Source organism: Mesorhizobium subarcticum, assembly GCF_055456085.1.
The window spans coordinates 2,623,455-2,648,143 of record NZ_CM144237.1 but is presented as its reverse complement, the minus strand read 5'-3'; the positions used below and the strand labels follow the sequence as shown (position 1 = coordinate 2,648,143).

Below are 24,689 nucleotides of genomic sequence, written 5' to 3'. Positions count from 1 at the left end.
GCGATATCCCGTCAAAAATTGTTCACAACGTTTCTTGGTAAACCGCTGGTTTAGATCAGGATTCCGGCTTTGGCCGAACACGATCTGTTACCGTTAGCCTTAATGCGTGAACAGAGCTGTCCATAGGCCTGCCATATTCCAGCCGAAACCCCCGATACAGGGCCAATCCTGGCATTGCAAGCTGGTCCCGGCCTTGCGTCCAGGCATGTCGCCCAAAAGCGGGAAGACAAGATGCATGAAGCAGACGCCTGAAGCGCGTCGCGGGAATCCGTTTCGGCGTTACGCGATTTAGAGCAATTCCAGGAAAAGGGTGAAACGGTTTTCCCGGGAGAAGCGCATAGCGCTTCCCCTTGGGAATTGCGTAAAAACAAAGAGTCTACGACGCGAGCCGTTCCACGCGGCCGGTCTCAGGGTCGATGCCGTATTCCTTGAGCTTGCGGTAGAGCGTCGAGCGGCCGATGCCGAGGCGGCGGGCGACTTCGCTCATCTGGCCATTATAGTGGTCGATAGCGAGCTTGATCATTTCAAGCTCGACATCGGCCAGCGCCCGCACATTGCCGCGCTCGTCGAGCGCGCGCAGCATCCCGAAGCGAGGCTGAAGTCTTGATGGCTGCTCGGGCGCGGCCGTTGGCGCCGCTTCGCCAACCAGGAGATCGTCGTCGCGTGGTTCCAGCGATGGCGGCGCGGCGATTTCCGTTTCGAGATTGCCATCCGCCGCGAGATTGCGATCTGTCTTGAGATTGACAGTGCCTTCGACCTGCGCCCGGATCTGCGGAAAATCATCGACATCAAGCACATCGCCTTCACACAGCACCGAGGCGCGGAAGACGGCGTTTTCCAGCTGCCTTATGTTGCCGGGCCAGTCATAGGTCTGCAGCACGGCGAGTGCCGCCGCCGAAATGCCTTGCAGGCGGTGGCGCGGGTCGGCGGGCGCCACCTTCTCCATGAAATGCGTGACCAGATGGGGAATGTCATCGCGCCGGTCGCGCAACGGCGGCACGAAGATCGGATAGACGTTCAGCCGGTAGAACAGATCCTCGCGGAACTTGCCGTCCTTGACCTGCTGCAGAAGGTTGCGGTGCGTCGCCGAAATCAGCCTGATATCGACCCTGACGGTAGCCCGGCCGCCGACCGGATCGACCTCGCCGTCCTGCACGGCGCGCAACAGCTTGACCTGCACGTCGAGCGGCAGGTCGCCGATCTCGTCCAGGAACAGCGTGCCGGAATGCGCCTCGACGAACTTGCCGGTGTGCTTGTCGGTGGCGCCGGTGAACGAGCCTTTCTCATGGCCAAAGAGGATCGATTCGACCAGATTGTCGGGGATGGCACCGCAATTGACGGTGACGAAGGGTTTTGAGCGGCGATCGCCGGTGCCCTGGATGGCGCGCGCCACCAGTTCCTTGCCGACGCCGGATTCGCCTTCGATCAGGATCGGGATGTTGGACGCCGCCGCTTTCTGGCCGAGGCGTATCACCCTGTCCATCGCCGGACTGTGGGTGATCATGTCCCTGAAGGTCAAAAGCCCGCCGCGCTTGCGTGATGTGCGTTTGACCTCGCCCTCGACCGCCTCGACCTTGAGCGCATTGGCGATCGAAGCCTGCAGCCTGTCGGGAGAGGCCGGCTTGACGACAAAATCGAAGGCGCCGTGACGCATCGCCGAAACCACGGTCTCGATGCCGCCCTGGGCGGTCTGCACGATGACCGGAATGGTGATGCCGCGTTCGCGCATCGCCTTCAGCACGCCGATGCCGTCGAGACCAGGCATGACCAGATCGAGAATGACCACTGAGACGTCGCGGGCGCTTGGCCCGTCGAGCACGTCGAGACCTGCGGCGCCACCATCGGTGACGATTGCCGTGTGGCCGAACCGCGTCACCGCGGCCTCGAGCAGCCGGCGCTGCACGGGATCGTCATCGACTATGAGAATGGAACCTGTCATGACTTTATGAGTTGCCCGCTCGAAATCCGCATGGATCATCTTGGCACAGGGTTCTAAATAAGCTTTCAAAAAACCCGGTGAACGAATTGCTTAGGATTTGACCGGCTTCCTCATTCCCCTCGATTCTGGCTCCGTGGTTCAAAGAGGTATCGTCCATGCGCATGATGTTTGATCAGCGGCTTGCGGCACCAGCGTCCGGTCAGGGCGCGGCCGAGCTTGGCGATCTGCCGGAATGGAACCTGCACGATCTTTATGCCGGCATGGAAGCGCCGGAGTTGAAGCGTGATATCGCCAAGGCCGCCACTGATGCGATCGCCTTCGAGACCCGCTGGAAAGGCACGCTTGCCGCCGAGGCCGGGCGTGGCAGCGCAGGCAAGCTTGGCGAGGCGCTTGTCGCCTACGAGGCGCTGGAGGAGCTGATCGGCCGCATCGTCTCCTATGCCGGCCTCATCTATGCCGGCAACACCGCCGACCCGCAGCGCGCCAAGCTCTATGGCGATATCCAGGAGAAGATGACCGATGCCAGCGCGCATCTTCTGTTCTTCGCGCTCGAACTGAACCTGATCGAGGATGCCGCGATCGAAGGTGCCTTGGCCACCGATTCCGCGTTCGGCCATTACCGGCCGTGGGTGCTCGACCTCAGAATGGACAAGCCCTACCAGCTCGAGGACCGCGTCGAGCAGCTTTTCCACGAGAAGTCGATAACCGGGCGCGGTGCCTGGAACCGCCTGTTCGACGAGACGATGACCGACCTGCGATTCGACATCGACGGCGAGGAATTGACGCTGGAACCGGCGCTCAACCGCCTGCAGGACGCGGACAGTGATGTGCGCCGCTGTGCCTCCGAGGCACTGGCCGCGACCTTCCGAAAGAATTTGCGCACCTTCACGCTGATCACCAACACGCTGGCCAAGGACAAGGAAATTTCCGACCGCTGGCGCGGCTTCGAGGACATCGCCGATTCACGTCATCTCGCCAACCGCGTCGAGCGCAGCGTGGTCGATGCGCTCGCCACCGCGGTGCGCGAGGCCTATCCGCGCCTGTCGCATCGCTATTACGCGATGAAGGCGCGCTGGCTCGGCATGGAGGTGATGAACCACTGGGACCGCAACGCGCCGCTGCCGGAGACGCCGCAGGCGGTGATCGGCTGGGACGAGGCCAGGAACACCGTGCTGTCGGCCTACCAGCGCTTCTCGCCCGAGATGGCCGAGATCGCCCGCACCTTCTTCGACCGCAACTGGATCGACGCCCCGGTACGCCCGGGCAAGTCGCCAGGCGCCTTTGCCCATCCCACCGTGCCGTCGGCCCACCCCTATGTGCTGCTCAACTACATGGGCAAGCCGCGCGACGTGATGACGCTGGCGCATGAACTCGGCCACGGCGTGCATCAGGTGCTGGCCGCCGGCCAGGGCGCGTTGATGGCCTCGACGCCGCTGACGCTGGCCGAGACAGCGTCCGTCTTCGGCGAGATGCTGACCTTCCGCTCGCTGCTCGAGCAGACCACCGACAAGCGCGAGCGCAAGGCCATGCTCGCCCAGAAGGTCGAGGACATGATCAACACGGTGGTGCGCCAGATCGCCTTCTACGAATTCGAGCGCAAGGTGCATGCCGAGCGCCGCAACGGCGAACTGACATCCGACAGGCTCGGCCAGTTCTGGCTGGAAGTGCAGGCCGAAAGCCTGGGACCGGCGATCAAATTGCGCGAGGGCTACGAGGTGTTCTGGACCTATATCCCGCACTTCATCCATTCGCCCTTCTACGTCTACGCCTATGCGTTCGGCGACTGCCTGGTGAACTCGCTCTACGCCGTCTACCAGAACGCCGAGCGCGGCTTCCAGGACAAGTACTTTGAGATGCTGCGCGCCGGCGGCACCAAGCATCACTCCGAGCTTCTGGCGCCCTTCGGCCTCGACGCCACCGACCCCGCCTTCTGGCAGATCGGCCTGGGGGTGATCAGCGGCCTGATCGACGAACTGGAAGCACTCGACGGCTGACCCCTCTCGCCTGCGCAGAACAGTTTAGCCGGAATGCATATCGGGATCGCACTATTCCTATGCTAAATATTTGTTCTTGAAGGACTCTAGACAGAAGTTTTTCCCATAGCTTTCCACAAGCTCTATGATAGCCTTCACTCCAAGCTCAGCCGGAGCGCATGCGGATCGGCGAGGGAAAGTCTCAGCCGGCCGTGACGCTCAGGCGAACGCGACAACGGCCGTTGGCCATGGGCAAGCAAAGCCGATCGCCGACAGCTCGAACCGAGGCCGGCTGTTCCGCGAACCCGCGGAACCATCATCGATTAGTCCATCGCCTGAGGTCATGAGCCCACGGCAGACGGATCTGACTGGAGAGAGACAATGGGCACTTTTTTCTACGTGGTCCTGGCGTTCCTGGTAGGCGTGTTGGTTGGCTGGTTCATCTGGGGCCGTCTGCGCGGTGAGCTCGACAGTTTGCGCGGCGACCTCGACCGCACCCGCAGCGAGCGTGACAGGCTGCGTGCCGACAGCGACCGCCTGACCGGCGAACTCAATGCATGCGGCAAGACCAGGGCCGACCTTGAGCGCCAGTTGCGCGACGCGCAGGCTGCAGGCAGCGGCGGGGCAAAGGCTGCCACTCAGCCGCCGGCCGCCCTGGTGTCGACGCCGGCCGTGGCCAAACCCGCCCCGGCACCGGCCAAGGCTGCACCGGCCAAACCAGCCGCGCCAAAGCCCGCAGCAACAAAACCCGTCGCGGCCAAATCCGCGGCTCCAGCCAAACCCGCGGCGAGCAAAACCGCAGCCGCCGGCTCCGCAACCAAGAGCGCGGCCGCTCCCAAGACTGCTGCAGCCGCCGCGCCCAAGGCAGCCGCTCCCAAGGCTGCCGCGCCGGCAGCGGCCAAACCAGCGGCGGCCAAACCAGCGGCGGCCAAGCCAGACAATCTGCGTCGGCTGATCGGCATCGGCCCAGCCAACGAAAAACTGCTCAAGGGACAAGGCGTGACCACCTTCGCCCAGATCGCTGCCTGGACAACCGCCGACATCGAACGGATAGAGCACGCCCTGCAATTCGGTGGCCGCGTCGAGCGTGAGCGCTGGGTTGAACAGGCCAAGCTGCTGGCAGCTGGCAATGAGGCGGAGTTCGCGAAACAATTTCCGAGCGCGGGAACCTCCAGCAACACCTGAACGCTGGAGGCCAGGACCATAGCCGGCGGCGCCAGTTGCGCCGCCGGCTTGTTTTTGCCGGCAAGGCAGGCCCTGTGAGGTTGGCCATAGGTCGGCTTTGAGGGGCAAGGTGCCGTTCCCTCCATTGCACGCGAGCGGCCCCCCATATAGAGCGATCGTCGGCTTCATCGATCCCGGTTCCCATGTCCCTGCCCGCCGCCATTTTCCGCAACGACGAAAGCGCGCGCCAGCTCGTTTTCGAGCGGCCGGCCGACATCATCGTGGCGCATGAGGCGCGGGACTTCTTGCCGGCGCTGGAAGCCGCACAGGCAGCGCACGACGCCGGCAAGTGGCTGGCCGGCTATTTCTCCTACGAGGCGGGTTACCTGCTCGAGCCGAAGCTCGTTCCCTTGCTGCCGGACGGGCGCCGCGCGCCGCTGATCTGCCTCGGCGTCTTCGATGCCCCGGTCGAAGAAGCAGTGCCGCCCCGCAACGCAGCAACCCCTAACGGCCCGATCTTCGATGCCAGGGCAAGCTGGTCGTTCGAGGATTACGAAAAGCGTTTCTCACGGCTGCATCAGCACATCAGGCAAGGCGATTGCTACCAGGGCAATCTGACCTTTCCGGTGCAGGCGAAATGGTCGGGCGACCCGCTCGCCGCCTTTGACGCGCTGACCGAACGCCAGCCGGTGAAGTATGGCGCGCTGGTCGCGCTTGGCGATCCCATCGTGCTGTCGCGCTCGCCCGAACTGTTCTTCGAGATCGATGCCGCGGGCATGATCGAAACCCATCCGATGAAGGGCACCGCACCGCGGGGCGCGACCAGGGACGAAGACGATCGGCAGAAGAATTTCCTGCGCAACGACGAGAAGAACCAGGCCGAGAACCGGATGATCGTCGACCTCCTGCGCAACGACATCTCGCTGGTCAGCGAGGTGGGTACGCTGGAGGTGCCGGCGCTGTTCCGCATCGAAAGCTACCCGACCGTCCACCAGATGGTCAGCGACGTCAGGGCAAGGCTGCTGCCCGGCCTCTCGATCCGCCAGGTCTTTGCGGCGCTGTTCCCCTGCGGCTCGATCACCGGCGCGCCAAAGATCCGCGCCATGGAGATCCTGCACGACCTGGAAGGCAAGCCGCGCGACGTCTATTGCGGTGCCATCGGCTGGATCGCGCCCGGCGGCACCATGCGCTTTTCCGTGGCGATCCGCACCATCTCGCTCTTTGCCAGTGGCGAGGCCGTCTACAATGTCGGCGGCGGCATCGTCTTCGATTCGACGCCCGAGGAGGAGTATCAGGAGTGTCTGCTCAAGGCCCGCTTCGCGACGGGGACACCGCCGATTTCGAGTTGATCGAGACCATGCGCTGGGAACCCGGTCCGGGCTTCCTGCGCTTCGATCGCCACCTTGCACGCCTCTACAGCTCGGCGGCGGAATTGGGTTTTGCTTGCGACCCGCAAAGGATCGCCGAGGTGCTGGGCGATGCCCTCGATGGCGCCCGCACCGACACGCGCACACGGCTCGCTCTGGCGCGCAATGGCGACGCGACGGCCTCGGCGCAACCTTACGAACCGCTTGCCGCCAGCAAGGTCTGGGTGCTGCGGCTGGCGCGGACGAGGCTCGATTCAGGCAACACGCTGCTGCGCCACAAGACGAGCCGGCGGCAACTCTACACGCATGCCCGCTCCGAATATCTCATCACCCAGGCCGACGAAGTGCTGCTGGCCAATGAGCGCGGCGAACTCTGCGAAGGCACCATATCAAATGTCTTCGCCGATTTCGGCGACGGGGTGCTGGCAACGCCTCGGCTCGATTGCGGCCTGGTGCCTGGCGTATTGCGCGCCGAGCTTCTGGATGAAGGCCGGGCGAAGGAAGCAATCTACAGCTACGATGATCTGAAATCCGCCAAGGCCTTGTTCGTCGGCAATTCGCTGCGCGGACTGATTCCTGCGAGACTGACCTGAAGCATGACGTCCTTGCCCACCCACACGCCCTATGATGGCTCGTCGAAGCTGTTCACCATCGGGCTGAAGCCGCTCGACCCAGCAGACTGGATCGAGGTCGACGGCTATCTTCTGCCCTATCTCGCCGAGAAGCGCCGGCTCTATGCCGAAATCCCAGAGCGGGTTTTCGTTGAGGAGGACGGCACGCGCGAGGCCCAGCAGGAAGTGCTCGAACTGCTCGGCGCGTATCTGCCGGAAAGGTTTCCGAGTACCCATCGCCGCACCGATGCGGGCATCGAGGTGACGGAGACCGCGAACCACCCTGCCCTGCCTTCTGGTCTCGCCGGTGCGCCACTGGTCACAGCCTCGCTGCTGGTCCAGGAAGACCTGATCCTTATGCGCCGCGACGACAGCGGCTGGCGGCTCGCAGCAGGGTCTTTGTGCTTTCCCTCGTCCTGGTCGCTCACCGAAAAATTCGGCAAGCCGCTGCAGCAGATCCACGAGCCCGTGCCGGGCTTCGGCCCAGGCACGCGTCCGGCCGAATTGATCAACCGTATGTTCGACGGCCTGCAGGGGCAGGCGGTCGAGCGCTTCAACTGGTCGATCCAGGCCGACAATGCCCTCTACCATCCGCTCTCCAATATCGAGCGCATCGACCGGGCCACGAACCGGCCGACACGCTTCCCAGACGGTGACGTCAAGGCACACGCCTTCATCCGCGTCGAACGCCAGACGCTGCGCAAGCTGCCCTTGTCACGCGACATCCTGTTCACCATCCGCATCCACCTCGACCCGCTCGCCGTGCTGGCGCGGCATCCGGACCGGGCCGCGCTGGCATCCTCCTTTGCCGGGCAATTGCTGGCGCTGGACGAGGCTCAACTTGACTACAAGGGGCTGACATCGGACCGTGACCGGATGGTGCAAAGCCTGGAAGCCATGGCGCAGGGGTGACAATGATCTGGACTGTCGTGAAGCGGGCAGCACTGCTCGGTGCCTTGCTAGCGTTGCCGCTGACGGCGCGCGCCGAGCCGGCGACCTATGCCGGCAAGCTCGGCAATATCGACATCGTCGTCGAATTCACCGGCGACCCGGCAACGGCCGGCGCGGCCTTGGCGGGCCGCTATTTCTACCGCTCCAAGGGCGTGGATATCCCTTTGCAGGCGAAGTCGAACAAAGGCACCGCCTTCCAGCTGGCCGAGGAAGAAGCGTGCGATGCCAAGAAGTGCGGCGACGGCCAGGCCCCACCGATTGCCGCTATCTGGCGGCTGAGTTCATCCGACAAGGGCAAGACGCTGGAGGGCACCTGGACAGCGAAGAAAGCCCTGCCGTTGAAGCTGACCCGGATCGCCAGCCGGGCGCAGACCGAGACGCCGGCGACAACGCCACGCGATCTCTATGATTTCACCGACATGACCTTCTCGGCCGACGATGCGCCGATCACCATGGACGCTTCACCCTATGACTATCTCAGGCTCGATTTCGCACCAAAGGCGGATGCCAAGACCGGCTGGCCTGACGCAGCCTATGATTACGTCACCGATCCGCGCACCAAATTCGCCCGGCCGCGCATCGTCGATCTCGCCGGCGGCACGCCTATCGAGGCCGCCAATGCCTTGCTGCAGAGCCGGCATTGGCATGACAGCCTCAGCGCCCTGAGCTGTGCGGCGCTGCGTTACGCTGGCTTCCATGAAGGTCCGCCCATCGAAGGCATGGATGACGGTTCCCTTGGCGGTTACGAGGATTCGCATTCGGAAGTGACGTCGCTGACGCCGAAGCTGATGAGCTGGCGGGAATCCGGCAGCCTGTTCTGCGGCGGAGCGCATCCGGACAACTATTCCGACGCCTATGTCATGGACGTACGCCGCGGTGCCCTGCTCGGCCTTCAGGACATGTTCTCCGATACGGTCGATGGCAAACCCGGCCCTTCGCTGCTCGCCTTCGTCAAGGAGAAACGCAAGAAGCCAAGCGAGCAGACCGAAATAGAGTCCGAGGCCGAATGCGGCACCGATGATCTGATCAACGACTATCTGGCCGCCAGCCTCAAACGCGATGGCGACAAGCAGATGCTGGTCTTCGGGCTGCAGGGTTTGCCTAACGTCATCCAGGCTTGCGGAGACGACTTGCTCGAAATGCCGGCCTCCGAGGCACAGGCGCTGTTCAAGCCGGAATTCGCGAAATTGCTCGAACCCTAGGCGGATACCAAGGTGCTGGGCTAACCCTGTTCCTGCTTTTCCCTTTATTGTGACAATGATCTATGGTTTGTCGCGCCGCGGCCGAACGGCTGCGGCCAAGCGTTGTCTGAAGGAGTGCTCGATAAAATGGCGAATGAAAACTGGCCCGTTTACGGTGAGATCACCGGCCCCGTGGTGATGATCGGCTTCGGTTCGATCGGCCGGGGAACGCTGCCTCTCCTCGAACGCCATTTCAAGTTCGACAAGTCGCGCATGACGGTCCTCGACCCACGCGATACCGACCGCAAGCTGCTCGACGAGCGCGGCATCGCCTTTGTCCAGGAAGCGGTGACCCAGAAGAACTACAAGAAGCTGTTGACGCCGCTGCTGACCAATGGCGGCGGCCAGGGCTTTTGCGTCAATTTGTCGGTCGATACCGGCTCAGTGGACCTGATGCGGCTCTGCCGCAAGCTCGGCGTCCTCTACATCGACACCGTCGTCGAGCCGTGGCTCGGCTTCTATTTCGACGCCAAGGCCGACAATGCCAGCCGCACCAACTATGCGCTGCGCGAAGCGCTGATCAAGGAAAAGCACGACAGGCCCGGCGGCGCCACCGCGGTCTCCACCTGCGGCGCCAACCCCGGCATGGTCTCGTGGTTCGTCAAGCAGGCGCTGGTCAATCTCGCTACCGATCTTGGCCTGGAGTTTTCGGAGCCCGGGCACGAAGACCGCGAAGGCTGGGCCAAGCTGATGAAAAAGGCCGGCGTCAAGGGCATCCACATCGCCGAGCGCGACACCCAGCGCGCCAAGAAGCCGAAGCCAATGAATGTGTTCTGGAACACCTGGTCGGTCGAGGGCTTCATCTCCGAGGGCCTGCAGCCGGCCGAGCTCGGCTGGGGCACGCATGAGAACTGGATGCCGAAGAACGCCAAGAAGCACAAGCATGGCTCCAAGGCCGCCATCTACCTGGAGCAGCCCGGCGCCAACACACGGGTGCGCTCCTGGTGCCCGACGCCCGGCCCGCAATACGGCCTGCTGGTGACGCACAACGAGGCGATCTCGATCGCCGATTTCTTCACCGTCCGCTCCAAGAAGGGCAAGGTTCAGTACCGGCCGACCTGCCACTATGCCTACCATCCCTGCAACGACGCGATGCTGTCGCTGGATGAGATGTTCGGCGCCGCCGGCAAGCCTCAGCCGGTGCACCACGTGCTTGACGAGAACGAACTGGTCGACGGTGTCGATGAGCTCGGCGTCCTGCTCTACGGCCACGACAAGAATGCCTACTGGTACGGTTCGCACCTCTCGCTCGCCGAGGCTCGCAAGCTGGCGCCCTATCAGAACGCCACCGGCATGCAGGTCACTTCGGCGGTTCTCGCCGGCATGGTCTGGGCCCTGGAAAACCCTGACGCCGGCATCGTCGAGGCCGACGAGATGGACTACAAGCGCTGCCTGGACGTGCAGGCGCAATATCTCGGACCGGTCGAGGGCCACTACACCGACTGGACACCGCTCGACAGGCGCCCGGGCCTGTTCCCCGAGGACCTTGACCGCAGCGACCCGTGGCAATTCCGCAACATCCTCGTCCGATAGCACCCTGGGCACCATGCCTCATTGCCTTGCAATCGCCCGGAAATCGGGCGATTGAAGGAATGCGGCTTGAAGCGGTGTGCATCCCATAGGACGCTTACCGCTATAACACTTGGGACGTTCGCATCGAGCCTTCCAGAAATCGAATCCGATTTCTTGGCCGATGCGTTTGGAGAGGATTTGATATGACTATTGCGCGCAAAGTTCTTTCTATGGGCGCGGCGGGTGCCCTTGCCACGATGCTCGCTGCCTGCACGACCAGCGGTCCTGACCAACCGCCGATGGCGGCCGCGCCGAAGGGCGTCGAGGGCTCGTGGATCGATGGCACCGGCAAGGCCCTGTCGACATTCAACGGCGGAAAATACAAGACTGTTTCGGCCGAAACCGGCGAGCCATTCGCCGAGGGCACCTACACCATGACTGGTGCTACGTCCCTCGAGATCACCGGTACCTCCTTGATCCGTCAGACGCAGATCAACACCAACTGTCTGATGGTGTCCATCAATCAGCTCAACTGCACGGACGCGGCCGGCAAGAACTTCGTGTTTACGCGCCGGAGTTGAACCGACACCGATCGGACTTCAAAAAAGGACGGCGGCCACTGGCCGCCGTCCTTTTTATGCTGGCAAATGTCACCGGATTTCTGCTTGCGTCGACCCGAACGCGATGGGAACATGACCCAGGCGCTGACTGTTATATCCCAGTCAAGCAAGAGCGTTAAACGCCTCTGATCAGCTTTCCGGGAGACGAAGATGAAGAAGATTGCCGCCATTGCCGCACTTTCCGCCTCCGCGCTCGGCCTGTCGGCCGGCGCGTCCTTTGCCGACTACACATTGAACATTTTGCATTTCAACGATTGGCACAGCCGCATCGAAGGCAACAACAAATACGAGTCGACCTGTTCGGCCGACGAAGAGACCAAGGGCGAATGCATCGGCGGCGCCGGCCGGTTGATCACGGCGATCGCCCAGGAGCGCAAGAAGCTTGAAGGGCAGAACGTTCTGCTGCTCAATGCCGGCGACAGCTTCCAGGGATCGCTGTTCTACACCACCTACAAGGGCGCTGTGGAAGAGGAATTCCTCAATCAGATCAAGCCCGACGCGGTGACGCTGGGCAACCACGAATTTGACGACGGCGAGAGCGCGCTGGTGCCTTACCTCGACAAGGCGAAATTCCCGATCGTCAGTGCCAATGTCATCGCCAACGACAAATCCGGCGCAGCCGGCAAGATCAAGCCGTCGATCGTCGTCGAAGTCGGAGGCCAGAAGATCGGCATCATCGGCGCCGTCACCAACGACACGCCCGAACTCGCTTCCCCCGGCCCGAACATCGCGATCGCCGACGACGTCAAGTCGATCACCGCGGAAGTCGAGAAGCTCAAGGCGCAGGGCGTCAACAAGATCATCGCCGTGACCCATATCGGCTACAACCGAGAGCGCGATATCATTGCCAAGATCCCGGGTATCGACGTGGTTGTCGGCGGCCACAGCCACACGCTCTTGTCCAACAAAGACCCGAAGGCGGCAGGCCCCTACCCGACGATGGTCGACAATCCCGACGGCTACAAGGTGCCGGTGGTACAGGCTGCCTCCTATTCGAAATATCTCGGCGAGTTCAAGGTGGTGTTCGACGACAATGGCGTCGTCAAATCGGCGAGCGGCGACCCGATCTATCTCGACAAGTCGATCACGCCTGATCCGGCAGTGCTCGCCCGCATCAAGGAACTCGGCGCGCCAATTGAAGCCTTGAAGAACAAGGAAGTGGCCGAAACCACCGACGTGATCGACGGCAGCCGCGAGAATTGCCGCGCCAAGGAATGCGCGATGGGCAACCTCGTCTCCGACGCCATCCTCGACCGCGTCAAGGGACAGGGCGTCGAGATCGTCATCTCCAATGGCGGCGGCCTGCGCGCCTCGATCGACAAGGGCACCGTCACCATGGGTGAAGTGCTGACCGTGCTGCCGTTCCAGAACACGCTGGCGACCTTCCAGATTTCCGGCAAGGATCTGGTCGCCGGTCTCGAAGGCGGCCTCAGCCAGATCGAGGACGGCGCCGGCCGCTTCCCGCAGGTTGCTGGCCTGAAATACGCCTTCGACAAGTCGGTCGCGCCCAATGCCGGCCGTGTCAAATCGGTGGAGGTGATGGAGAACGGCGCCTGGACGCCGATCAACCCCGACAAGGAGTATCTCGTCGCCACCAACAACTATGTCCGCCAGGGCGGCGACGGCTATAAGGTCTTCGCTGAAAAGGCCAAGAACGCCTATGATTACGGTCCGGGCCTCGAACAGGTCGTCGCCGACTATCTCGCCGCGCACCGGCCCTACACGCCGAAGCTCGACGGCCGCATCACCGAAATCGCCGCGACCGTGGCGGCGGCGCCTGCTGCCGAACCGGCCAAACCTGCCGAACCGGCAAAGCCGGCGGAGGCCGCACCGGCAACGCCAGCTCCGGCCGAAGCTGCCAAGCCGGCTGAACCGGCAAAGCCGGCGGATGCGGCGCCGGCAATGCCTGAACTGCCCGCCAACTCAGGCAACATCGCCAACACGCCACCGGCCATATCGACGGAGAATGCACCTCCCCCGCCAGCACCGCCAGCTCCAGCACCTGCGACCCCGGCACCTGCAGAAGCTGCAAAACCAGCCGCCCCGGCCACCCCGGCACCTGCGGAGCCAGCAAAGCCGGCAGAACCGGCGCCCGCACCAGCAGCGCCTGCGCCTGCAACGCCCGCCGAGGCCGCGCCGGCCACCGGCAGCCATGTCATCGTTGCCGGCGACACCTATTGGGATCTGGCCAAGAAAGCCTATGGCGATGCGACCAAGTGGAAACTGATCTATGACGCCAACAAGGGCCAAAAGCCCCACCAGCTCAAGCTTGGCGCGACACTGACCATTCCGGCGAAGTAGCGCCGCTTCGCCTCTTCCAACACCAGCCCGCCTGGGAAACCGGGCGGGTTTTGTGTTTTCGGGTTAAAGGTGCGGCCAGACGCTGCATTGAAAGAGCGCGCAAGATGATTAGGTTCGCGTCTCCTGGAGAACTTCAATGACGCTATCCACCCCTGTCGATGCCAAAGCCGCGAAGGCCGTCGGCCCGTTGCCGGCCGGCCATCCGCCGGTCAGGGCCGGCAAGATCGGCGTCATGCTGGTCAATCTCGGCACGCCTGACGGCACCGACTTCAAGCCGATGTGGCGTTATCTCCGTGAATTCCTGTCCGATCCGCGTGTCATCGAGCTCAACAGGGCAATCTGGTATCCGATCCTCTACGGCCTGGTGCTGACGACGCGACCGAAAAAATCGGGCGCTAACTACGCCCGAATCTGGAACCGGGAGAAGAACGAGTCCCCTTTGCGCACCTACACCCGCGCCCAGGGCGAAAAGCTTGCCGAGGCGCTGCGTGACCTGCCCAATGTCATCGTCGACTGGGCGATGCGCTACGGCAATCCTTCGACGGCGAGCGTCACCGAGAGGCTGGTCGCGCAAGGCTGCGACCGCATCCTCTCGTTCCCGCTCTATCCGCAGTACTCGGCGACCACCACGGCGACCGCCAACGACCAGCTGTTTCGGGCGCTGATGAAGATGCGCCGCGCGCCTGCCGTCCGCAGCGTGCCGCCCTATTATGACGAGCCGGTCTACATCGAGGCGCTGGCACGTTCGATCGAGCAGCATCTGGCGACACTGGATTTCGAACCGGAGGTGGTCATCACCTCCTATCACGGCATCCCGAAGCCCTATTTCGAGAAGGGCGATCCCTATCATTGCCACTGCCAGAAGACGACACGGCTGTTGCGCGAACGGCTCGGCTGGGACGACAAGAAACTGATCATAACCTTCCAGTCGCGCTTCGGCGCCCAGGAATGGCTGCAGCCCTATACCGACAAGACCGTGGAGAAACTGGGCAAGGACGGCGTGAAGTCGATCGCCATCGTCAACCCCGGCTTTTCCGTCGACTGCATCGAAACGCTGGACGAGATCGGCCGCGAGGCCGCCGAGACCTTTCACCACGCCGGCGGCACGAATTTCGCCCATATTCCTTGTCTCAACGACAGCGCCGAGGGCATGGCGGTGATCGAGGCCATGGTGCGGCGCGAACTGTCGGGCTGGGTCTAGGAGAAATTCCAGGAAAAGTGTGAAACGGTTTTCCCGGGAAAAGCGCGTAGCGCTTTCCCTAGGAATTTCGTCAACCAGAGAGTTAGAGCGGCTCGCCGCTCTAACACCGGAACAACACTCGCTTCGGGGCGTTGAGGCGCGCCTTCCGGAGAATTGAATGTCCCGCAAACTCGACCTCAGAACTGGCCGGCCCGTCTGGTCCGCCTATCGCGCGCCGGCTGTGCCGACGGATAGCCTGACCCGGGACGTCAAGACCGACGTGCTGATCATCGGCATGGGCATCAGCGGCGCCATGATGGCCGAGGCGCTGACATCAGATGGCCATTCCGTGATCTGCATCGACCGACGCGGACCGCTGAAGGGCTCGACGCCTGCGACCACCGCGCTTGTTCAGTTCGAAATCGACCAGCCGCTTTCGACGCTCTCGAAAATGATCGGCAAGACCAAGGCTGAACAGGCCTGGCGGCGCTCGCGGCTGGCCGTGACCAACCTTGCTGGCCGTATCGCAGAACTTGGCATCAACTGCAGCCCAACTCGCACCCAGTCACTCTATCTGGCAGGCACGGTGCTGGGTCCTTCGGAGCTGCGGGAGGAAGCCGACGCGCGACGGCAAGCTGGCATCAAGGCGACCTATCTCACACCAGCCCCGCTGGCCGAGCGATACGGCATCGATCGCGACGGCGCCGTCCTCAGCCATGACAACATCGCGCTCGATCCGCGCAAGCTGACGGCCGGGCTGCTGCTCAAGGCCCTGGAGCGCAAGGCGCGCTTCTACGCCCCTGTCGAAGCGACGGCGATCAAGGACGATGCCGACGAAGTTCTCGTCTATACAAAGGACGGGCCCACCATCACGGCACGGCATGTTGTCCTGGCCACCGGGTATGAACTGGTCGACATCGTGCCGGCGGCGGCGCACCAGGTCATCTCGACCTGGGCGATCGCAACGCGCCCGCAATTGCGAAAGATTTGGCCGGAAGCCGCGTTCATCTGGGAAGCATCGGACCCCTATCTTTATATGCGCGCGACAGCCGATGGACGTGTCATCTGCGGCGGCGAGGACGAGGATTTTGTCGACGAGGCCAGACGCGATGCACTCATCGCCGACAAGAGTGCGCGCATTGCCGAAAAACTGGGCCGGCTGTTTCCTCATCTCGACGTGCGGCCCGAATTCGCCTGGACCGGCTCGTTCGGCACCACGACATCAGGCCTGCCCTATATCGGGGCCATCCCCCGACATCCCCGCATCCATGCCGTCATGGGGTATGGCGGCAACGGCATCACTTTCTCCCAGATCGCTTCCGAAATCATTCCGGCTTCGATCAAAGGGCTTGCCGACACGGATGCAGAGCTGTTCGCATTCAATCGCTGATTGCAATCCTGCAAACAATCCCTCATCACCTGATTGTAACGTTGCTGAAACACACTTAAGTCTTTGGTGAAGTCGGCGGCGCTGAAATATGTCGCGCGGCTTGCATCTGAGGGAGAGCCAAATGGGTTTTAGTGGTTTCGATATTGCGGTTGTCGTTCTGGTGGCCCTTGTCGTGCTGGTGCTGTTCAAGGGCATCAAGACAATTCCGCAAGGCTACAACTATACCGTCGAACGCTTTGGCCGTTACACCAAGACACTGAGCCCGGGCCTCAACATCATCACACCATTTGTCGACCGCATTGGCGCCAAGATGAACATGATGGAGCAGGTGCTCGACGTTCCGAGCCAGGAGATCATCACCCGCGACAACGCCATCGTCGGTGTCGACGGCATCGCGTTCTACCAGATCCTCAACGCGGCACAGGCGGCCTATCAGGTTGCCGGCCTGCAGAACGCCATTCTCAACCTGACGATGACCAACATTCGTACCGTCATGGGCTCGATGGACCTCGATGAGCTCTTGTCGAACCGCGACGCCATCAACGAGCGTTTGCTGCGCGTCGTCGACGAGGCGGCGCATCCGTGGGGCATCAAGATCACCCGCGTCGAGATCAAGGACATCAACCCGCCCGCCAACCTCATCGAATCGATGGGTCGCCAGATGACCGCCGAGCGTAACAAGCGTGCGCAGATCCTGGCCGCCGAAGGTCTCAAGCAGTCGCAGATCCTCGAGGCCGAAGGCCGCAAGGAAGCCGCCTTCCGAGACGCCGAGGCGCGCGAACGTTCCGCCGAGGCCGAAGCCCGCGCCACGCAGGTGGTGTCGGAAGCGATTTCCAAGGGTGACGTGCAGGCGCTGAATTACTTCGTGGCGCTCAAATACACCGAAGCGCTTGGCAGGATCGGCACCGCCACCAACAGCAAGATCGTGCTGATGCCCTTCGAGGCGTCGTCGCTGATCGGCTCGCTGGGCGGCATCGGCGAGATCGCCAAGGAGGTCTTCCGCAGCGAAGGCACGACCGGCGCGCAGCGCCAGACCGCCCGCCCACCGGTCGTACGTCCGAGCGACAACTGAGATCATAGGGGTACATTCCCATGCTCGACCGCATCGTTTCCGAACTCGGCCCCTGGAACTGGATGGTTCTGGGCTTTGTCCTGCTGGTGATGGAAGTCATAGCACCCGGCATCTTCATGCTCTGGATCGGCATCGCGGCGCTCATCATCGGCGCTGTGTCGCTGCTGATCTGGGATGCGGCGATCTGGACCTGGCAGGTTCAGGTCCTCGCCTTTCTGGCCCTTTCGCTGGTTTCGGCCTATGTCGGCAAGAAGGTCGTCGGCAGTCGCAATGATCCGACGGACCAGCCGCTGCTCAACCGGCGCGGCGCACAGATGGTCGGCAGGATGGCAACGCTTGCCGAACCGATCAAGGACGGCCGTGGCCGCATCAAGCTCGGCGACACGCTGTGGCGCGTTGCCGGCCCGGACCTGCCAGCCGGCACACAGGTGCGGGTCACCGCAGCCGCCGATACCGATCTGGAACTGACGGTGGAACGGGTCTGAATTTTCACAGCACGCCGCGCGTTGGCGAGGTGTATTGAGATTCGGGTCAGGCCGAGCCGAGAACAATGGCTTTCGAGAACCGGAGCGGAGCGTACTTTAAGTACGTGAGCACCGGAAGCGCAGAAAGCCGTCGTTCGCAGGCCGGCCTCACCTGAATATCAATGCACCTCAGGCGGCGCCGATGCGCAACAGATCGTGGAAATGAACGACGCCTAGCGGCATATTGTTCTTCGTAACCACCAGCGCGCCGATATTGTGCTCGTTGAGCAGTGCGATGGCCGTGCCCGCAAGCGTTTGCGGGTCGACCGTCTTGGGCGTGCGGGTCATCACCTCGTCGACGATGACGTCGGCCAGGTGGCGGTGCAAATTACGGGCGACATCACCGTCGGTGATGATTCCGGCCAATTCGCCATTGGTGTCGACGATCAGGACGCAGCCGACCTTCTTCTGCGACAGCGTCATGACCGCTTCCGGCATCTTGGTGCCGAGAAGCGCTAGCGGAATCTGGTCGCCGACCCGCATGATCTCGGAGACCAGCGTCAGGTTGGCGCCGAGCTGGCCGCCTGGATGGAAGGTGCGGAAATGGTCCGGCGTGAAGCCGCGCGCCTCGAGCAGCGCGATCGCCAGCGCATCGCCGATCACCAGTTGCAGCAGCGTCGATGTCGTTGGCGCCAGGCCATGTGGGCAGGCCTCCGGGGTGCGCGGTAAAAGCAGCACCACGTCGGCCGCGCGCGCCAGCGCCGATGTCTCCCCAGCGGTGATGGCGATCAGCGGAATGGAGAAGCGCCTGGAATAGGCGATGATGCCCTTGAGCTCGAGGCTCTCGCCCGACCACGACATGGCGATGATGGCATCGTCCTTGGCGATCATGCCGAGATCGCCATGGTTGGCCTCGACAGGATGGACGAAAAAGGCCGGTGTGCCCGTCGAAGCCAGCGTCGCGGCGATCTTCGAGCCGATATGGCCGCTTTTGCCGACGCCGGTGACGATCAGCCGGCCTTCGATGTTCGAGATCATCTCTACGGCCTGCGCGAACGGCGCGGCCAGCCCGTTCTCCAGCGCGTCGGCAAGGGCGGCTATCCCGGCCTGCTCGGTCGCCACGGTTCTCAGCGCCGAAGCGATCGAGGCTTGCTTGTCCACGGGCTTCTTGTCGAGCGATTTCGCATGCATGGGGGATGCGATTAGCGCTTTGCCGGCGCGCTGTCCAACAGAAATGGCCATAGGGAAGTCGTCCAAACCGCGCGATGAATTGGGGCAAGGACCATGCTGAGAAGAACAAGTCTGATGAAGGCCGCATGATTCCATTGCGAAACCGGCTTTTGAAGGCCGAACGGCGGCCGCCTCAACCCTCCGTTAACCATCCCCATTTACGGTTCGGTAAGTATGGCGCGCATAGCGCCGCGCAAGCAGTGATGGCGATGTCCGGGGCCCAGCTAGAAAAATCAACACGACAGGGCAAGGCGGTATGCGCCTTGTTGCTGGCGACCAGCATGCTTGCCTTGCTGCGCCCGGGCGCCCTTCATGCCCAGGAAACGGAGCTTCGTGGCGAGGTTTCGGAATCCGCGATCCTGTCCGACCAGCAGCGCAAGGCACGGCAGCTCGCCCTTGCCGCCCAGGGCCAGCAGGCACCGGCCGACGCCGCGACCGACAACACGCCGCCGCGCACCTATTTGCCGGCCAGCGCCGGCGCTGTCCCTGACGACACGAACACTGATGCCGCGACCGCCACTGGCAGCATTTTCGATCCACCGCAGGCGACGGACGACACCGCCACCGACAATCCGACGCCGCCCAAGCCCCGCCGCCGCCCTTCGACGACCGGGCAGACCGCGGCGGATCAGGACAAGACCAAGGCCGGCACCAAGGCGGCCGACAAGTCGAAAAAGAAGAAAAAAACGACGGCTGCAACCACCGATACCACCGCTTCAACGACCGCTTCCACGACGGACGCTGCCGGTGCGACCGGCACGGATGAGGAGACGGCCAACCGCCGTGCGCTGACCGTCGACAGCGCTGACAGGCAGAAGCTCGACCCCGGCGCGGAGCGCACCGCCGCCATCGAAGGCCAGAACAAGAAAGCCGAGGAGGATCCCTTCACCGCCACCGGCGTCAAATGGGGCTCCTTCGTCATCCGGCCGACGATCGAACAGGGCCTGACCGCCACGACGAACGGCGATTCAAGCAGCGCCGGAACCTCGGCCCTGCTGTCCGAGACGGCGTTGCGTTTTACCGCTGTTTCCGACTGGCGTGAAAACTCCGCTACCATCGATGGTTATGGCATTTTCCGCGAGACCGTGTCGGGCTACCCGGTCCACGATGCGCAAGGCCGCATCGAGGGCCAGCTCAATGTCGACCTCGACAATGAGCTGCGCGCCATCGCCAAGCTCGGCTACGAAGCCGTGCCGGAATCCGCGTCTTCGCCCGATGCCATTGCCGGTGTCAGCACGCAGCCGCTGCGGCAGACGATCGACGGCAGCCTCGGCCTCGAAAAGGCGGTCGGCAAGATGCAGTACACGCTGACCGGCGCGGTCGCGCACGACTTCTATGGCGACGCCAAGCTTTCGGATGGCACCACGCTGTCGCAGAAGGATCAGGACAACACGCTCTACACCGCAACCTTGCGCGCCGGCTACGAAATCTCGCCGGCCCTCACCCCGTTCAGCGAAATCGAGGTCGGCCGCCGGACCTATGACCAGCGCATCGACAATGAAGGCTTCGAGCGCTCCTCGACACGCCTCGGCGCTCGCGCCGGCCTGCAACTCGACATGGGTGAGAAGCTGTCGGGCGAATTCTCGGCCGGCTGGCTGAGGGAAGCCATCGACGACAACAGCCTGGAGGCGATTTCAGGCGCCACCGTCAACGCCGACCTCAAATGGTCGCCGGAGCGCGGCACCACGATCGGCCTGACCGGCAAGACCACCGTCGAGACCACGACCACGGCAGGTGAAAGCGGCGACATTCTCTACTCTGGTCGCCTGACGGGCGAGCGGATAATCCGTGCCAATCTGACCGCGAATGCGGCGCTCGGCCTCGACTGGCGCCACTATGTCGGCATCGACGGCCATGACCAGATCTTGAGCGCCGAGGCCGGCCTGACCTGGTGGCTGAACCGCTACGCTGGCCTCACCACAAGGGTGAGAACCGAGAAGCTGACCAGCAATTTGCCGGGCCGCGACTACACCGCCAACAGCATTTATCTCGGCCTGAAAGTGCAGCGCTGAGGGCACGCCTGAACGGTGTGGCGCCTAAAAAGCGGCCCCGCGGCGCTCCGATGGCTTCATCTCGTCAAGCAGCGTGCGGATGACGCCAGCCATGTTCTCGTTCATGTCGCTGCGCCACAGCGCGAAGGCGACATTGGCCTCGACAAAACCTTCCGGCGAGCCGCAGTCGAAGGTGCGGCCCTGATAGTGGTAGCCGTAGAAAGGCTGTTGCTTTTCCAGCTTCAGCATGGCGTCGGTGAGCTGGATTTCGTTACCGGCGCCCTTCTCCTGGCCTTCGAGAATCTTGAAGATCTCCGGCTGCAGGATGTAGCGGCCGTTGATGTAGAGATTGGACGGAGCCGTGCCGGTCTTCGGCTTCTCCACCATCTCGGTGATGCGGAAGCCGTGATGCGTGTCCTCGCCACGGCCGACGATGCCGTATTTGTGGGCTTCGGCCGGGTCGCATTCCTGCACGGCGATGATGTTGTTGCCGGTTTCCTCGTAGAGCTCGACCATCGACTTCATGCAGCTCTTTTCAGACTGCATGATCATGTCGGGCAACAACAGGGCGAACGGCTCGTCGCCAACCAGTTCGCGCGCGCACCAGACGGCATGGCCGAGCCCCATCGGCACCTGCTGGCGGGTGAAGCTGGTCTGCCCAGGCCCCGGCTGCAGCCGCTGCAGGCGGGCAAGCTGCTCGTCCTTGCCGCGTTGGGCCAGCGTGTCATAAAGCTCGAACTGGATATCGAAATGGTCCTCGATGACCGCCTTGTTGCGGCCGGTCACGAAGATGAAATGCTCGATGCCGGCCTCGCGCGCCTCGTCCACCACATACTGGATGACCGGTCGGTCGACGACCGTCAGCATCTCCTTGGGGACAGCCTTGGTGGCCGGGAGGAACCGTGTGCCGAGACCGGCGACCGGAAAAACTGCCTTGCGAACTCTCTTCATGCTTTCAATTATCCGTTTGCTGGCCGGCTCCGCAACCCTGTCTCGCGACATTTTCACGCCGGAATTGAGGATTACTTGAGCGGTTGAGGGAACTTCCACCGTAAAGCATCAAGACGTCTTTTCGTTCCAGGTTCCGACTATGGTAAACTAATTCCTAACCCGGTTCGGCGATGAATGGTCTTTCCTGAGACAGAGAAGGAGGAAAAGATGTCCGTTCGCAATGCCGCAAAACGTTTGACCAGCGTCATGACGGCAGCCAGCCTCTCGCTCGCTCTGCTGATGCCTGCCGGGCCGGCTTTCGCCGATGCCGGTTTCCGGCAATGGGTCGCCGGTTTCCGTGCCACCGCGGTGGCGGGCGGCGTTTCCGGCGCTGTTTACGACCAGGCTTTCCGGGACATCAAGGACCCCGACCCCGTGGTGCTCGACAAGGCGCGCACGCAGCCTGAATTCACAGCGCCCGCCTGGGATTACTTCGACAACCGCGTCCACGACCAGTCCATCGCCGTCGGCCAGCAGATGGCCAAGAAATGGAAGCCGTGGCTGGACAAGATCGAGACTAGGTTCGGCGTCGACCGCTACATCCTGCTGGCCATCTGGTCGATGGAATCGAACTATGGCGAAATCCTCAAGCGCGACGACATCATGCGCAATGTCGTGCGTTCGCTGGCGACACTCGCCTATGGCGACCCCAAGCGGTCGAAATATGCCCGCACCCAGCTGGTCGCGGCGCTGAAGATTCTGCAAACCGGTGACATCGATGAAAGCCACCTCATGGGCTCCTGGGCCGGCGCCATGGGCCAGACCCAGTTCATCCCCACCAGCTATCAGCACTATGCCGTCGACATGGACGGCAACGGCAAGCGCGACATCTGGAATTCCATCCCCGACGCGCTGGCGACATCAGCCAACCTGCTGAAGAAGAATGGCTGGCAGGCCGGCAAGACCTGGGGCTATGAAGTCACCTTGCCGGCCGGCAAGTTGCCTGCCGGATCGAAGACGATCGCGCAATGGCAGGCACTCGGCGTCGCCAGAGCAAGCGGCAAGCCGTTCAAGAACCTCACCGACAAGGCAACGCTGAAGGTGCCGGATGGCCGTGGCGGGCCAGCCTTCCTGATGGTCAGGAATTTCTCCGTCATCAAGGCTTACAACAACGCCGACAAATATGCCCTCGCCGTTGGCCTTCTCGCCGACGAGATCGCCGGTGGCAGCGGCCTCGTGCAAGACTGGCAGCGGCCTTTCACCAAGCTCTCCTTCGAGGAAAGGCAGGAGCTGCAGAAGCGGCTTTCGCAGCACGGGCTTTATGACGGCAAGTTCGACGGCAAGATCGGTGACGGCACGAAAACAGCCATCATGACCTATCAGGCGAAGGTCGGCTTGACCCAGGACGGGTATCCGAGCATGGAAGTGCTCAAATGGCTTAGGAAGAAATAGGGCCTGTTACGGACTAGGGAGGAAATGTTTGGTCTGGGCTAAGCGCATTGGGACGCTCGTTCGTCGCATGCCGGTGCTTGTTCTGGCCATCGCCGTGCTCGCTATTGCCGTGGCGGGCACCTTCCATGTGCCGGCCATGGCGCAGGAACAGCCGCAACAAAATCGCGGCTGGTCGTTGCGAGATCTTCTCTTTCCACGCCGCAGCGAACGGGTCGAGCCGCCGCTCGACATCCTGAAGGCCAAGCCGAAGCCGCGCAAACCCAAGGCCCCACGCGCGCCCGCCGAGCCACAGACGCCAATCGTTGAGAAGGCACCGGACGCCCACACTGTCCTGGTCGTCGGCGACTTCATGGCGTCCGGTCTCGCCGAGGGCCTGGACACGGCCTTTGCCGACAACCCAGCCGTCAAGATCGTTGTTCGTTCCAATGGCTCGTCGGGCTTCGTGCGCGATGATTTCTACAACTGGCCAGAACAGATCAAATCGTTGATCGAGACCGAAAAACCAGCCGCCGTCGTCGTCATGCTGGGCTCCAACGATCGCCAGCAGATGAAGGTGGGGGATGTGCGCGAGCAGCCCCGATCCGAGAACTGGACCAAGGAGTATGAGCGCCGCACCGACGAACTGGGCAAGGCGATCGCCACCGCCAAGGTGCCATTCCTCTGGGTCGGCATGCCGGCCTTCCGTGTGCCGAAGATGACCTCCGACATGCTGGCCTTCAACGACATCTACCACAAGGCCGCCAAAAGCCATGGCGGCGAATTCGTCGATGTCTGGGACGGCTTTGTCGACGAGAACGGCGCCTTCATCACCAGCGGCCCCGACATGAACGGCCAGCCGGTGCGGCTGCGCGCCGATGACGGCATCAACGTGTCGACAGCCGGCAAGCGCAAGCTCGCCTTCTATACCGAAAAGCCGCTGGCGAAGATTCTCGGCCTGGCCGCGCCAGGAAGCCTGGCGCCTTCGACCGCCCCAGCCGGCGCGCCCGTCGAAGCGCCGGCGCCGGCCGCAGCACCAATCGTCATCGACCGCACCGCGCCGATGCTGCTCAGCGATCCGGCACTCGACGGCGGCACGGAATTGCTCGGTGCCGCGCCGCCGGTAAAGGCCAATCCGGACTTGCCCGGAGAAAAACTGGTGATCGAGGGCAAGGCACCGGAGGCTTCCCCCGGCCGCGCCGACGATTTCTCCTGGCCGCCAAAGGCAAGCCCGGCAGACACTGCGGCGGCCGATACGACGACTACCGTCAATCGCTAAGCGATCCGGGTTTCGTGGAAAACAAAAAAGGCGCCAGATCGGCGCC

19 protein-coding genes are annotated in these 24,689 nt (G+C 62.9%); 16 read left to right on the top strand and 3 right to left on the bottom strand.

The features are described from left to right. Positions 1-376: 376 nt before the first annotated feature. Complete coding sequence (locus ACZYHG_RS12895; protein WP_464614115.1) at positions 377-1,939, bottom strand: sigma-54-dependent transcriptional regulator; 1,563 nt, start codon at positions 1,937-1,939, stop codon at positions 377-379. Between the two features lie 155 nt (positions 1,940-2,094). Between ACZYHG_RS12895 and ACZYHG_RS12890 the strand changes: the two genes are divergently transcribed. From ACZYHG_RS12890 to ACZYHG_RS12830, 13 genes are all read left to right on the top strand, one after another. Continuing rightward, a complete protein-coding gene (locus ACZYHG_RS12890) occupies positions 2,095-3,933 on the top strand; it encodes a M3 family oligoendopeptidase (protein WP_464614114.1) in 1,839 nt (612 codons plus the stop codon). Between the two features lie 360 nt (positions 3,934-4,293). Beyond that, the gene (locus ACZYHG_RS12885) at positions 4,294-5,097 is read left to right on the top strand and encodes a proton-conducting membrane transporter (RefSeq protein WP_464614113.1); all 804 of its coding nucleotides are present in this window, start codon (positions 4,294-4,296) and stop codon (positions 5,095-5,097) included. A gap of 170 nt (positions 5,098-5,267) precedes the next feature. Then, a complete protein-coding gene (locus tag ACZYHG_RS12880) occupies positions 5,268-6,425 on the top strand; it encodes an aminodeoxychorismate synthase component I (protein WP_464614671.1) in 1,158 nt (385 codons plus the stop codon). Further along, entirely contained in the window at positions 6,374-7,036 is a 663-nt protein-coding gene (locus ACZYHG_RS12875; RefSeq protein ID WP_464614112.1) for an aminotransferase class IV family protein, read from the top strand. The genes ACZYHG_RS12880 and ACZYHG_RS12875 overlap by 52 nt, the downstream gene beginning before the upstream one ends. A gap of 3 nt (positions 7,037-7,039) precedes the next feature. Then, positions 7,040-7,966 carry a heme-dependent oxidative N-demethylase family protein gene (locus ACZYHG_RS12870; protein WP_464614111.1) on the top strand — a complete coding sequence of 309 codons (927 nt, stop codon included), beginning with the start codon at positions 7,040-7,042 and terminating at the stop codon, positions 7,964-7,966. 2 nt (positions 7,967-7,968) lie between these two features. Then, a complete protein-coding gene (locus ACZYHG_RS12865) occupies positions 7,969-9,207 on the top strand; it encodes a hypothetical protein (RefSeq protein ID WP_464614110.1) in 1,239 nt (412 codons plus the stop codon). Positions 9,208-9,333: 126 nt separating this feature from the next. Further along, positions 9,334-10,779, top strand: a complete 1,446-nt coding sequence (locus ACZYHG_RS12860; RefSeq protein WP_464614109.1) for a homospermidine synthase — start codon at positions 9,334-9,336, stop codon at positions 10,777-10,779. A 182-nt stretch (positions 10,780-10,961) separates the two neighbouring features. Continuing rightward, a complete protein-coding gene (locus ACZYHG_RS12855; protein ID WP_027030884.1) occupies positions 10,962-11,339 on the top strand; it encodes an outer membrane lipoprotein Omp10 in 378 nt (125 codons plus the stop codon). 189 nt (positions 11,340-11,528) lie between these two features. Next, positions 11,529-13,679, top strand: coding sequence for a 5'-nucleotidase C-terminal domain-containing protein (locus tag ACZYHG_RS12850; protein WP_464614108.1), 2,151 nt, complete (start codon positions 11,529-11,531; stop codon positions 13,677-13,679). A 136-nt stretch (positions 13,680-13,815) separates the two neighbouring features. Then, on the top strand, positions 13,816-14,880 hold the full coding sequence (gene hemH / locus ACZYHG_RS12845) for a ferrochelatase (protein WP_464614107.1): 1,065 nt from the start codon (positions 13,816-13,818) through the stop codon (positions 14,878-14,880). A 157-nt stretch (positions 14,881-15,037) separates the two neighbouring features. Continuing rightward, positions 15,038-16,249, top strand: a complete 1,212-nt coding sequence (locus ACZYHG_RS12840; RefSeq protein WP_464614106.1) for an NAD(P)/FAD-dependent oxidoreductase — start codon at positions 15,038-15,040, stop codon at positions 16,247-16,249. Between the two features lie 121 nt (positions 16,250-16,370). Continuing rightward, positions 16,371-17,321 carry an SPFH domain-containing protein gene (locus ACZYHG_RS12835; RefSeq protein WP_464614105.1) on the top strand — a complete coding sequence of 317 codons (951 nt, stop codon included), beginning with the start codon at positions 16,371-16,373 and terminating at the stop codon, positions 17,319-17,321. A gap of 20 nt (positions 17,322-17,341) precedes the next feature. After that, entirely contained in the window at positions 17,342-17,806 is a 465-nt protein-coding gene (locus ACZYHG_RS12830) for an NfeD family protein (RefSeq protein ID WP_464614104.1), read from the top strand. A 168-nt stretch (positions 17,807-17,974) separates the two neighbouring features. On the opposite strand, the gene ACZYHG_RS12825 is transcribed toward ACZYHG_RS12830, so the two are convergent. Continuing rightward, complete coding sequence (locus ACZYHG_RS12825; RefSeq protein WP_464614670.1) at positions 17,975-18,976, bottom strand: KpsF/GutQ family sugar-phosphate isomerase; 1,002 nt, start codon at positions 18,974-18,976, stop codon at positions 17,975-17,977. Between the two features lie 248 nt (positions 18,977-19,224). Between ACZYHG_RS12825 and ACZYHG_RS12820 the strand changes: the two genes are divergently transcribed. Then, positions 19,225-21,027, top strand: coding sequence for an outer membrane beta-barrel protein (locus ACZYHG_RS12820; RefSeq protein ID WP_464614103.1), 1,803 nt, complete (start codon positions 19,225-19,227; stop codon positions 21,025-21,027). 24 nt (positions 21,028-21,051) lie between these two features. On the opposite strand, the gene galU is transcribed toward ACZYHG_RS12820, so the two are convergent. Further along, entirely contained in the window at positions 21,052-21,957 is a 906-nt protein-coding gene (gene galU, locus ACZYHG_RS12815; protein ID WP_464614102.1) for a UTP--glucose-1-phosphate uridylyltransferase GalU, read from the bottom strand. A 207-nt stretch (positions 21,958-22,164) separates the two neighbouring features. Between galU and ACZYHG_RS12810 the strand changes: the two genes are divergently transcribed. Next, positions 22,165-23,388 carry a lytic murein transglycosylase gene (locus tag ACZYHG_RS12810; protein WP_464614101.1) on the top strand — a complete coding sequence of 408 codons (1,224 nt, stop codon included), beginning with the start codon at positions 22,165-22,167 and terminating at the stop codon, positions 23,386-23,388. A gap of 28 nt (positions 23,389-23,416) precedes the next feature. Further along, a complete protein-coding gene (locus ACZYHG_RS12805; RefSeq protein WP_464614100.1) occupies positions 23,417-24,643 on the top strand; it encodes an SGNH/GDSL hydrolase family protein in 1,227 nt (408 codons plus the stop codon). Positions 24,644-24,689 lie beyond the last annotated feature (46 nt).

Coding starts and splice junctions, on each gene's coding strand:
- ACZYHG_RS12895 (WP_464614115.1), bottom strand. CDS start 1,939: ATGACAGGTTCCATTCTCATAGTCGATGACGATCCCGTGCAGCGCCGG.
- ACZYHG_RS12890 (WP_464614114.1), top strand. CDS start 2,095: ATGCGCATGATGTTTGATCAGCGGCTTGCGGCACCAGCGTCCGGTCAG.
- ACZYHG_RS12885 (WP_464614113.1), top strand. CDS start 4,294: ATGGGCACTTTTTTCTACGTGGTCCTGGCGTTCCTGGTAGGCGTGTTG.
- ACZYHG_RS12870 (WP_464614111.1), top strand. CDS start 7,040: ATGACGTCCTTGCCCACCCACACGCCCTATGATGGCTCGTCGAAGCTG.
- ACZYHG_RS12865 (WP_464614110.1), top strand. CDS start 7,969: ATGATCTGGACTGTCGTGAAGCGGGCAGCACTGCTCGGTGCCTTGCTA.
- ACZYHG_RS12860 (WP_464614109.1), top strand. CDS start 9,334: ATGGCGAATGAAAACTGGCCCGTTTACGGTGAGATCACCGGCCCCGTG.
- ACZYHG_RS12855 (WP_027030884.1), top strand. CDS start 10,962: ATGACTATTGCGCGCAAAGTTCTTTCTATGGGCGCGGCGGGTGCCCTT.
- ACZYHG_RS12850 (WP_464614108.1), top strand. CDS start 11,529: ATGAAGAAGATTGCCGCCATTGCCGCACTTTCCGCCTCCGCGCTCGGC.
- hemH (WP_464614107.1), top strand. CDS start 13,816: ATGACGCTATCCACCCCTGTCGATGCCAAAGCCGCGAAGGCCGTCGGC.
- ACZYHG_RS12840 (WP_464614106.1), top strand. CDS start 15,038: ATGTCCCGCAAACTCGACCTCAGAACTGGCCGGCCCGTCTGGTCCGCC.
- ACZYHG_RS12835 (WP_464614105.1), top strand. CDS start 16,371: ATGGGTTTTAGTGGTTTCGATATTGCGGTTGTCGTTCTGGTGGCCCTT.
- ACZYHG_RS12830 (WP_464614104.1), top strand. CDS start 17,342: ATGCTCGACCGCATCGTTTCCGAACTCGGCCCCTGGAACTGGATGGTT.
- ACZYHG_RS12825 (WP_464614670.1), bottom strand. CDS start 18,976: ATGCATGCGAAATCGCTCGACAAGAAGCCCGTGGACAAGCAAGCCTCG.
- ACZYHG_RS12820 (WP_464614103.1), top strand. CDS start 19,225: ATGTCCGGGGCCCAGCTAGAAAAATCAACACGACAGGGCAAGGCGGTA.
- galU (WP_464614102.1), bottom strand. CDS start 21,957: ATGAAGAGAGTTCGCAAGGCAGTTTTTCCGGTCGCCGGTCTCGGCACA.
- ACZYHG_RS12810 (WP_464614101.1), top strand. CDS start 22,165: ATGTCCGTTCGCAATGCCGCAAAACGTTTGACCAGCGTCATGACGGCA.